Source organism: Gelidibacter sp., from assembly GCF_035577925.1.
GTDB lineage: Bacteria > Bacteroidota > Bacteroidia > Flavobacteriales > Flavobacteriaceae > Gelidibacter.
Genome location: NZ_DATJCY010000282.1, coordinates 1 through 11409, shown reverse-complemented (window position 1 = coordinate 11409; position 11409 = coordinate 1). Strand labels below are relative to the sequence as shown.

The 11409-nt window shown below is 36.1% G+C and carries 7 protein-coding genes; 5 read left to right on the top strand and 2 right to left on the bottom strand.

Annotated elements, in window-relative coordinates:
• The first annotated feature begins 17 nt into the window (after window positions 1-17).
• The 3 genes from VNJ50_RS11075 to VNJ50_RS11065 are packed head-to-tail and all read left to right on the top strand — an operon-like array spanning window position 18 to window position 3966.
• Entirely contained in the window at window positions 18-1358 is a 1341-nt protein-coding gene (locus VNJ50_RS11075) for a sodium:solute symporter (protein ID WP_325581849.1), read from the top strand.
• 57 nt (window positions 1359-1415) lie between these two features.
• A complete protein-coding gene (gene murQ, locus VNJ50_RS11070; RefSeq protein ID WP_325581847.1) occupies window positions 1416-2237 on the top strand; it encodes an N-acetylmuramic acid 6-phosphate etherase in 822 nt (273 codons plus the stop codon).
• Between the two features lie 7 nt (window positions 2238-2244).
• Window positions 2245-3966, top strand: coding sequence for a glycoside hydrolase family 3 protein (locus tag VNJ50_RS11065; RefSeq protein ID WP_325581845.1), 1722 nt, complete (start codon window positions 2245-2247; stop codon window positions 3964-3966).
• Window positions 3967-4501: 535 nt separating this feature from the next.
• Here VNJ50_RS11065 and VNJ50_RS11060 read toward each other — a convergent pair.
• On the bottom strand, window positions 4502-6235 hold the full coding sequence (locus VNJ50_RS11060; protein WP_325581843.1) for a RagB/SusD family nutrient uptake outer membrane protein: 1734 nt from the start codon (window positions 6233-6235) through the stop codon (window positions 4502-4504).
• A gap of 25 nt (window positions 6236-6260) precedes the next feature.
• A complete protein-coding gene (locus VNJ50_RS11055; RefSeq protein ID WP_325581841.1) occupies window positions 6261-9527 on the bottom strand; it encodes a TonB-dependent receptor in 3267 nt (1088 codons plus the stop codon).
• Window positions 9528-9718: 191 nt separating this feature from the next.
• Between VNJ50_RS11055 and VNJ50_RS11050 the strand changes: the two genes are divergently transcribed.
• On the top strand, window positions 9719-10468 hold the full coding sequence (locus tag VNJ50_RS11050; protein ID WP_325581839.1) for a DeoR/GlpR family DNA-binding transcription regulator: 750 nt from the start codon (window positions 9719-9721) through the stop codon (window positions 10466-10468).
• A gap of 116 nt (window positions 10469-10584) precedes the next feature.
• On the top strand, window positions 10585-11409 hold an 825-nt coding region (locus VNJ50_RS11045), incomplete at its 3' end, for a metallophosphoesterase (RefSeq protein ID WP_325581837.1).

Here is an 11409-nt window from a genome sequence, read left to right as displayed (position 1 = left end):
GGCGATCGTAAATCACCATGGCAGATTGTGGCTTTTGGGATGATAGGCGCCGTTATGTCCGGAGTGACTTTGTGTCTATTCCCGGGATGGTGGGCAATAGTTACTTTTACTATCTTCAGTTTGTTTTTGGTAATATAATGGGCTATGTTTTTATTACCTATGTTTTGGTTCCTATCTATTATGATTTAAAATTAGTTTCGATATACACCTATTTAGAAGGGCGTTTTGGTATTAAAACCTATAAAACTGGATCTTTATTTTTTCTGATTTCACAGTCTTTTGGAGCCGCTTTACGATTGATGCTTGCTGCTAAAATCCTGCAATATGCCGTTTTCGATGCCTTTGGGATTCCGTTTTTTGTAACGGTTATTTTTATTTTGATCCTCATCTGGCTGTATACTAATAAATCTGGGATTAAAACTATTGTTTGGACCGATTCATTACAAACTTTTTTCTTACTATCCGCAGTAGTGATCACCATAATTGTTGTCAAGAATTCGTTGAATCTAACTTTGGCACAAACTGTTACTTCAATTACGGATCATGAATATTTTAAAATTTTTGATTGGGATTTTCACTCCGGAAATAATTTTTTCAAACAGTTTATTTCTGGGATGTTAATTGCTGTTGCCATGGTCGGACTGGATCAAAATATGATGCAAAAAACACTGACTTGTAAGAATAAAAAAGAAGCTCAGAAAAATATTTTGACATTTAGTATCTTTTTGGCAATCGCACAGTTTTTATTTTTGGGCCTAGGCGTCATGCTTTATTTATATGCCGAAAAAACTGGAATTCCTTTAGCATTTGAAAACGGAAAGTTCCTAGATACCGATAATCTATTCCCGATGCTGTCCTTAAACCATTTTGGTATTATTGCTGGTGTTAGTTTTATTTTAGGAATTACCGCAGCATCGTTTTCAAGTGCCGACTCGGGCATAACTGCACTGACTACTTCATTTACGCATGATTTTTTAAATATTCAATCCAAAAATGCAAAACAAAGATTGCAATTAAAAAACCGTACGTTATTTGGAGTTTCTGCATTGGTTTTTGTAATCATCATGGCTTTTTCGCAAAGTAAAGGCGATGTTATTTCAACCATTTTCAAGGTTGCTGGATATACTTATGGACCTTTATTGGGCCTATACATATTGGGTATTTTTACTAAAATTAAGGTTCATGACAATGCTGTGCCGTATATATGTGTGATAATGCCCATAATCACCTATTTTTTGAACGACTTTTTTATTGCTTGGTATAATTTTGACTTCGGATTCATGAATATTTTTGTCAATGCATTGCTTACGGTCATTTGCCTATTATTAGCAAAAAAGAAAGCTACCCCAACGGTTTAATAATCAAACGTATACTTTAAAGCAAACACAAAAAAAGAAGCTAAACCACGTTGTTTTATGGAAAATAAACTCACTACCGAGCAATCATCAATCTATAATAATTTGGAAAATATGGACACCTTTGAGTTGCTCTCAAATATTAACCGGGAAGATAAAACGGTTCCAATGATCCTCGAAAAAGCCATTCCATCCATTAAAAAATTGGTAGATGCGATCTATGACAAAATGAAAGATGGCGGACGTCTGTTTTACATTGGAGCCGGAACCAGTGGGCGTTTGGGTATTTTAGATGCTTCTGAATGTCCACCAACCTATGGTGTGCCACACGATCTTGTAATTGCCCTAATTGCCGGAGGCGACATTGCTTTGCGAAAAGCTGTTGAAAATGCCGAGGACAATTACGAGATGGGATGGAAAGATTTGCAAAAATTCAACATCAATAAAAATGATGTCCTTATTGGGATTGCTGCATCTGGAACTACACCTTATGTGATAGGTGCTGTCAAAGAAGCAAAAATAAATGGAATTACTACTGGTTGTATTACTTGCAATAAAAACTCGCCATTAGCCTTGGAAGTTGATTTTCCCGTAGAATTAATTGTAGGCCCTGAGTTTGTAACAGGAAGCACCAGAATGAAAGCAGGAACTGCTCAAAAGCTGGCCTTAAATATGATTTCGACTACGGTAATGATAAAACTTGGAAGAGTACGTGGCAACAAAATGGTCGATATGCAACTTTCCAACAAAAAGCTCGTTACAAGAGCAGTCCAAATGATCATGAATGAATTGCACATCGATGAGCAATTGGCTGAAAAATTACTGATAGAACATAAAAGCGTTCGAAATGCGATAGACACTTATAATTTGAATAAATCCTAAAAAAAAAATGAAACATATTTTAATAACTGCTGTGACATCAGCTTTTATATTGACTTCTTGTGGTAAAGCCACTAACAAACATGCAGAGATTATTGATGAAAATCGTGTAGAAGCTATACATATTGATCATCGCGCCATTTGGGTGGACAGTATTTATAACACCATGTCATTAAAAGAAAAAGTTGGACAATTGTTCATGGTTGCCACATATTCCAACCGAACGGATGCTCACACCGATACCATTGAAAAATTAATTACTGATCATCATATTGGTGGACTTATATTTTTTCAAGGTGGACCAGTACGACAAGCAAACATGACCAATCATTTCCAGTCAAAATCAAAAGTGCCATTACTTATTGGATTTGATGGTGAATGGGGGTTAAACATGCGTTTGGACAGTACAGCAAGATATCCTTTCAATATGACACTTGGCGCCATTAAAGACAATCATATTATCAATAAAATTGGAAGGCAGATTGGCGAGGATTGCCATCGCATCGGCATTCATATTAATTTTGCCCCTGCTGTAGATATCAATACAAATTCTGCAAACCCAGTGATTGGAGTGCGCTCTTTTGGTGAGGACAAATTTAATGTCACCGAAAAAGCGATCGCCTTTACAGAAGGTATGCAAAGTACTGGTACTTTAGCTTGTGCAAAACATTTCCCTGGACATGGCGACACACATACCGATTCGCATAAAACACTTCCAACTGTTTCATTTAACGAAGCACGAATGGATTCGGTTGAACTTTATCCTTACAAAAAACTCATCCGAAAAAATATTGCAGGCGTCATGGTTGCTCATTTAAACGTGCCAAGTTTAGAAAGCCAAGATAATTTGCCATCATCATTATCCTATGCTATTATAACAACATTGTTAAAGGAAAAACTAGAATTTGAAAACCTTATTTTTACTGATGCCTTAAACATGAAAGGCGCGGCAAATTACAAACAACCTGGCGATATTGATTTAGCAGCATTTAAGGCAGGCAATGATGTGCTTCTTTTTACAGAAAATGCACCAAAAGGTATTTTGAAAATTGTTGAAGCTTATAACAATAATGAGATTACAGAAGAGCGTTTATCACATTCGGTAAAGAAAATCCTCTCGGCCAAATTTGATGTAGGTTTAAATGATTATTCACCTATTGTAACCGATGGTCTTTGGGAAAATTTAAACAAAAAAGTGAATGCCGAATTGTATGAGGAAGCCATTGCAAGCGCCATTACTTTAATCAAAAATGAAAACGAGATGATGCCACTTTCCAATGACAAAAAGGAAAATATCGCGTTTTTAAAATTAGGCAATGGTTCTGCAGACAACTTTTTGAAAGCCTTAAAAGAGAATGGAAATGTAACCGATCTCTCGCATCTTTCCAATCAAAAACTATTGGAAGAACTCAAAAAATACGATCGGGTGATTATTGGATACCATCGTCAAAACGCACGACTTACAAATGCAGTGTCCAATGCAGATAAGAAGATGATAGAAAACATTTCACAAAACAACAAAACCATTCTAGCGGTTTTTGCAAGTCAGTACAGCTTAAAGGAAACCAATTTGGAGGCTGTGGAAAGTATTCTTATTTCTTATGAAAACTCTGATGTTGCCAATAAGATTTCTGCTGATATTATTTTTGGTGAAGCAGAGCCAAAAGGTAGTTTACCAGCTTCTATTTCTAAATCTTTTCCAGTGAATTCTTCAATTAGTTTTATGAAATAAACAAGAATAATTATTATAGATAGTGTAGAAGCAAGTCGTTTTTGAAACTTTATATCGAAAACAATTTCATTATAATTAATAAGCTCCAGACTTAAACCATCTGGAGCTTATTGCTTTATAGTCAGCCTTAACAATTTGATGGCTTTCTTAAAACAAATTTTGAGGTGATACCACCGCCATTTATCCAGTATAGGTTTTGTTTTTTTACTAGGATCCTGTTTAAATTTTAACGGAATAATTACTTTGCATGTATTTATATTTCTTAGCTGTCTTTTTATGCTCTTTGTAGCATCTTTTAACCTTTGATGACTTTGTTTAGGCCGCTAAATTTGCATTATCTAAAACTATTATCTCTCCAAGAATAACTATAAAAATTTAAACAATAATTTTTGAATAGGCTCTAAGTACAATTGAGTTAAGTAAGATTATGGAGTTTTATTTTCAAAATAAAAGTAGAAATCAATTTACTTAAAAAAATAAGCTCCAGATTTATACCATCTGGAGCTTATCATTAATAACAATATTCAAAGTTTTATTACCAACCAGGATTCTGTTTTAATTGAACTCCTTCTGCTTCGTACAAACTAATATCGTTTGTAGGAATAGCTGTTAGGTAATTTTTTGGTGATACAAATTCTCTTGTAACACCAGCTGCATAAGGAATAACATAGCCTTCGGCGTTGACCTTTGTTTTAGAATCTGTCCCTATCAATGATGGGATTCTAGCGCCCAAAACTACGTCTGGATTACTGGTAGTATCTAAATAATCACCTTTTTTCCAACGTAAAATATCTACTTTACGCATAGCGGTCCAGCTCATAAACTCTACACGGCGCTCACGACGGATCTCCCAGATAATTGGATTGACAATTCCTGTAAGCTGCTCTAATGCAGATACTCTTTGTGGATCATTAATTTGTACACCGCCAACCATGGCATTGGTTCCATCGGTTGTTAAAACGGCAATTCCTGCACGTTGACGGACTTTATTGATAGACATATCCAAATCTGCATTGGTGATTGATCCCAATTCGGCACTGGCTTCTGCATAGTTTAAATAGACTTCGCTCAATGTAAAAATTGGTGCATCAATATGGTTTTGTGCAATGGTAGTCACTTCAGATCCTGAAGTGGCAGGATTATTATACAATTGAAAGACATAACCCGTAATTGAAGTTAATCCATTCCAAGGTTTATCTGAATAGGCATAATCAGTTGTTCCAAAAGCTTTTGAAAAACGAGGATCTCTATTGGCAAATGTTTTAGTGATATTGTCATCGCCTTCATATTGGGTGTTTCCGCCTACTTGTTTAATTGGCAGGCCATTGACGGTAACATAGCTTTCAGCTGCAAACTTTGTCAATCCATTTTGAACAGTCGATGTATTTGTGTAGGCTTGAATAGAGTTTGCCAACATACCACTGATGTATCTTTTTGCCAAAATCACTTCAGAATTCCCTAAAAGTTCAACTGAATTATATAGCGATTTCCAGTCAGGGTTTAGAGCATAGCTTTGATTGTTCATCACCGCTAAAGAAGCATCTTTTGCTTTTTGAAGATAAGTTTCAGAATTCTGGGAAGCATTATATTTTCTATATGTACCTTCATAAAGTGCAACTCTACTCAATAGGGCATAGGCTGTATATTTATTGACAGTTCCATTTTTATCGTCCACATCCAAAAGTAATAAAACAGCTTCATCCAAATCTTTGATAACGTTGTCAATAACTTCAGCTCTACTCAAAGCAGGTTTATAAACATCAGGATCATTTTGGCTGAGATACCTATCTGTATATGGCACATCCCCAAATTCTTGTACCAATCTGAAATAAGTGAAGGCCCTGAAAAATTTAGCTACACCTAAGTAGTGGTTTTTCTTTACTGCATCCATCGCCACATTAGGAACGCGCTCTAACATCAAGTTGCTCCGGCGTATTAAGGAATAATAATTGTTCCAGTTCGCATTGGTTGCATTTGCAGTCGTATTGAAGTTAACGAATGTATTCATCGCCAAATTATCATCAATATTGGACGCATTGTGAAAATAAAAATCGGCCGTTGTCCCTGAACCATTTCCGTATCCGAAAAAGGTATCATAATTTAACCATGAAAATGTTCTAACGTTATTTTCTGAAGTCCAAAAGTTGTCATCTGTAAAGATATCCTTTGGTGGCGTGTCCAAATAATCCGAGCAGTTAAAAGTCACTCCTGCCATTGCCAGGGCAAGGACCGCTAGTTTTAACTTAGAATTTATAATTAATTTTTTCATTTTTTAAATTTTTTAAAATTAGTTTTTAAAATGCAATTTGAACTCCAAGAGACCATGTTTTAGAGAAAGGGAAAGTTCTACCCCAAGCCGCTTCGGTATCATTGATTTCTGGATCTACCGGTAATTTGCCATTTTTGAAGGTCACTAAATTCAAACCAGAGATATAAGGTCTTAATTTATCAATGCCCATTTTTTGAGTAAGACTTTGTGGAAGGGTATAACCAACGGTCAAACTTTTTAGTCTTAAGTAAGACATGTTAAGCAAATATCGTGATTGTGCCACAAAGTTATTTGATCCTGGTGCATAAGCCCCAAAAGCATTACCTGCATGATTTGGATACGGATTAGGATAATATGCATTAGTGTTTTCAGGTGTCCAATAATCGTTCATGTGTTCGTACATGGCGTCTGTTCTGTTGTAGAAAGGCAACACCAGATCCGAAGACGCCCAATATTGACGTTCGCCAACACCTTGGAAAAAAGCATCTACATCAAACCCATAAAACTTACCACCAAGTCGCATTCCATATTGGTAGCGTGGTGTAGTATTTCCAATGACGCTCAAATCTCCTGGATCTTCTGCAGTTCCTTTACCTCTCGATATCTTTTTATCACCATCCAAATCTTTATACATCACATCACCTGGGCCATATTTAAAAGCACCTGTACGGATACCTGAATAGTCAACACCATTGACAACCAGTCCTGTAGCATCAACAACGTCTGATGATTGGATCAATCTATCGGTAGTCAAGCCCCAGATTTCACCTATCTTCTGGCCAGCGTAATAAGAGCCTAATAATTTTGAGGTATTGTTCCATTCGGTAACTTCTGTGGTGTAATCAGAAAGTGTCAAGTCGGCATAAACAGCTATGTCATTTGAAATATTTTTATTGAAATTAATTCCCAATTCCCAACCTCTTGTTCTAAGGTTTCCTGAATTGGTATTGGCTGCAGATTGCCCGAAAGATCCTGGAAGCGTTTTTCCTGGAGATAACATACCTTTGGTGTCACGTTGGTAGTAATCAAATGTTAGGCCCAACATATTAAACACTCTTAAGTCCAATCCAACATCTTGTGTGGTCACCTCTTCCCAAGTTAAATATGGATCGACATTAGTAGGCAAGGACACCGATGGAGGCACAGCTATACCGCTGCCCAACCACCACGGATTAGAACGTGACATGATTGGTAAGAAGGCATTGTTTGCAATGTTTTGATTACCTATTGAACCGATTGAAGCCCGTAGTTTTAAATCGTTTAACCAGTGGCGTGTACTTTCCATGAATTTTTCATTTGAAATTCTATAACCAAAAGACGCTGATGGAAAGAATCCCCATTGTTCATTGGTAGGAAATTTTGAGGAACCATCATATCGCGCGTTCAATTCCAATAAATAGATGCCGTTATAATCATAATTGACACGAGCAAAAACTCCCGCAATGGCATAATCTGACAACCCAGGATTCAAGATAGCGTTTGAACTTAGCGGAGACGTAAACTGATCACCGATGGCTAGGTTAAATTCTGGTTTGTTTTTATCCAAAAGTGTATTTCTTCTGGCATAAGTGCGCTCAAAAGATTGCCATTCCGTATTTAAACCGCCCAAAACATGGAAATTGTGAACGTCATTAAGCGTTTTGGTATAATTAGCATAAATATTGGCAACATTGGTTACGGCAGAAGATTTGGCCTGCGCTACAAAATCATTGCCTTTTTCCATCATTGTTGGTGTTCCTGAAACTAAATCTTGAGCTCCTGTCCACCAATCCCACAACGGAATTTGTCCACCGTTCATTTTATAGCTCAGATAATTGTTATTGATGCTATATTCACCAATAATATTAAAGTTATCTGTAATTTGAGCTGTAAGTTTAGTACTCAAACGCATATCATTTTCCATCCTTTTATTCATCGAGGCATTATCCATATAGCCCGCCGCATGACGGAAGCCCACACCATTATAAGTGCCATATGGGAAAAAAGAACCCCAACGCATATAATATCCAAAATAACCATTTCCGGCAGTATCCAATCCGCTGTTATAATAGTTGAATGGCGCTTTGTATTCTTGAAACGACGACAACACCTTAAAGTCGGCAGAAAGCCAATTGGCAAGCTGAGTACTCATGCCCATGTTCAAGTTTATTCTTTGATTTGATTCGGTGTTGATCTGCATAACACCATCCTGGTTGGAAATACCAAGTGAAACAATAAACGAGCTTTTCTCACCGAGAGAGCCTTGTGCTGATAGATTGTGAAATGATTGTACCGCGTTTTTTTTCAACATTTCTTTATGTGGATCCCAAACTCGATAAAAATAATTTTTACCATTAATGACCTCAAAATCTTCTCCTAAGATCATATTTTTATCGTTGCTACTTCTTGTTGCTGCATATTTCTGTTTCCAGTTGATGATACCTGGAAGCAAAGTTTTGTATTCCATCCCAAACGATTCAGCATTGGCGTTCCCAGCACGTGCCTGTGCTTCGATCATAGCTGGAAGTTCAACAGTTGGGTCATTAAATTTTACCAGTGAGATTGGATTGCTCCATCCATAGCTGCTGCTATATGAAAATCTAACTTTCCCTTCTGCTCCTTTGCCACTTTTGGTAGTAATTAACACCACACCAAAAGCTGCACGCGCACCATAAATGGAAGCTGAAGCGGCATCCTTAAGTACAGATATAGCGGCGACATCTTCAGGATTGATTAGTGACATATCTGACGGCACGCCATCCACTAAAACTAAAGGAGATCCAGAAGTCACACCATTTATAATAGTTCCGGCACCTCTAATATTAATATTGGAAGACTTTCCAATGTTTCCAGAATTAAAAGTGACGTTCAAACCAGGTGTTGTACCTTGCAGACCTTTGCTGATATCGGTAATGGGCTTGCTACCAAGAGCACGATCCACATCTACTTTTGCAACAGCACCAGTAAGATTTATTTTTTTCTGGGATGAAAACCCTACAATCACAACTTCATCCAATAGTGAGGAGGCCTCTGTAAGATCAACATTTAAAGTTTGCTGTCCTTCATACTTTATTTCTTGGGTATCATATCCCATATAACTGAAAACTAAAGTTTCGCCTAAGGTTACAGCAATGCTATAATTTCCGTCAAAATCAGTTGAACCACCAACTGTAGTTCCTTTGACAAGCACGTTAACCCCAGGAATGGGAATGCCGTCAGCTTTGTTTTTCACTGTTCCAGTCAATATTTTGGATTGTCCAAAAGTTGCCTGAATCATAAAAAACAGTAATGAAATAAGGAGAAATTTCTTCATAATTCTTTGGTCTTTATTTGATTAATTAACATTTATTAACAAATATATTTAATTATTGCGTATAAATGCGTTTTTCTAAAAAAAAAATGCATAAAATGTTGAAAAACGCAAACTATCGCAAATTTGATGGTGATTAAAGGTTTTATAATTTATAATTTTATACATTTGTGAGCATAACTAATTTTCAAACTATGCTCAAAGCTCAAAGACATAGCTACATAATGGAAAAACTCCGTACCGACGAAAAGGTACTCACAAGTAGCTTGGCCTTGGACCTCAATTTGTCTGAAGATACAGTAAGAAGGGATTTAAGTGAATTGGATCGTAAGAAATTCCTTAAAAAAGTTTATGGCGGAGCCATATTGTTTGAAGAAAAAATTAACGAAACCTTTAACATCCATATTACCTCCGAAGAAAAAAAGGAAAGAATTGTCAAAAAAGCATTGTCATTATTGGTTGATGGACAGGTTATTATAATGAGTGGTGGTACGACTAATCTAGTTTTTGCTAAATTAATTCCAAAAGATTTAAAACTTACCATTTATACTTATAGCTTATCCATAGCCATGCAACTCTCTCAGCTTCCAAATATTGAACTTATATTAATAGGCGGAAAAATGCAGAAAACCGCAATGGTAACTATTGGCATCGACGTGATACAGGTATTATCCAAAATTAGGGCCGACATCTGCTTTATTGGTGCTAGTAGTATAAATGTAAAGCAAGGTCTGACCGAAATAGGCTATGAAGTTTCTATTGTAAAAAAAGCAATGATAGAATCTTCAGACAAAGTAGTTTCCATGTTTACGTCCAATAAATTAAATACCAAAATGCCTCATGGTGTTTGCGAACTCAGTGAATTGGATACCATCGTTACCGAATTGGATCCAAAAGATGATCGATTGAAGGAGTATCGAAAATCGGGTGTTAGAATATTATAATCGAAAAATAATTGCACCTATCTTGCATTATTCAACCATAATGAGATTTCAATAATGCACAAGTACGCAATATTTATGCTCTTTTTGTTAAACCATATTGACCAAAAAAAATACTTATGAAACACTACTATACGATTGCTCTTATTTTTTTTATTATTATTTCTGGCTTTGCGCAGAATCATCAAGCTAATGACACCATAAAATTTGTACATCTTACTGATCTGCATGTTTCGGTAGGAAATGACAATGATTTTTTACTTCAGGATATTGTTAAGGAAATCAATCAGTCATCCAATGAATTTGTTGTCATTACTGGCGATTTAACAAATTTGGGGAATGACGACGAGTTAGAGCAAGTGCACCTTATCTTATCCCGATTAGAAATTCCATATTATATAGTTTCGGGAAATCACGAGACGACGTGGAGCAAAAGTGCTGGAATGACCTATAAAAAACTGTGGGGAGAAGATCGGTTTGTATTTTCAAAAGGTGATTATTTATTTGTAGGCTTTCCGTGTGGTCCGTATATGAAAATGGGCGATGGCTTTGTAAAGTATGAGGACATTCTTTTGCTGGACCAGACCCTGAATGACAGTCTCAAAAACACTAATAAAAAGGTGATAAGCTTTTCGCATTATCCTTTGGACAATAGTGTAAGTAATTATAAAGACGTACTTTCAGTTTTTCAAAAACACCCAACAGTAGCAGCTTTCTGTGGGCATGGACATACATTAAAACAATTTGATTTTTCTGGATTAAAAGGTATTATGGGAGTGTCTATAATTTCAAGGGATGGAAAATCAAAAAGCTATAATGAAGTTGTTATTAATAAAGATAACATTAACATTTACAACAAAGAAATTGGCCAACCAAGCGTTTATAAATTTTCTGTTTCTACCGATCCCTCTAAAATCGAAATTTCTAAAGATGAGTTTAAAGCT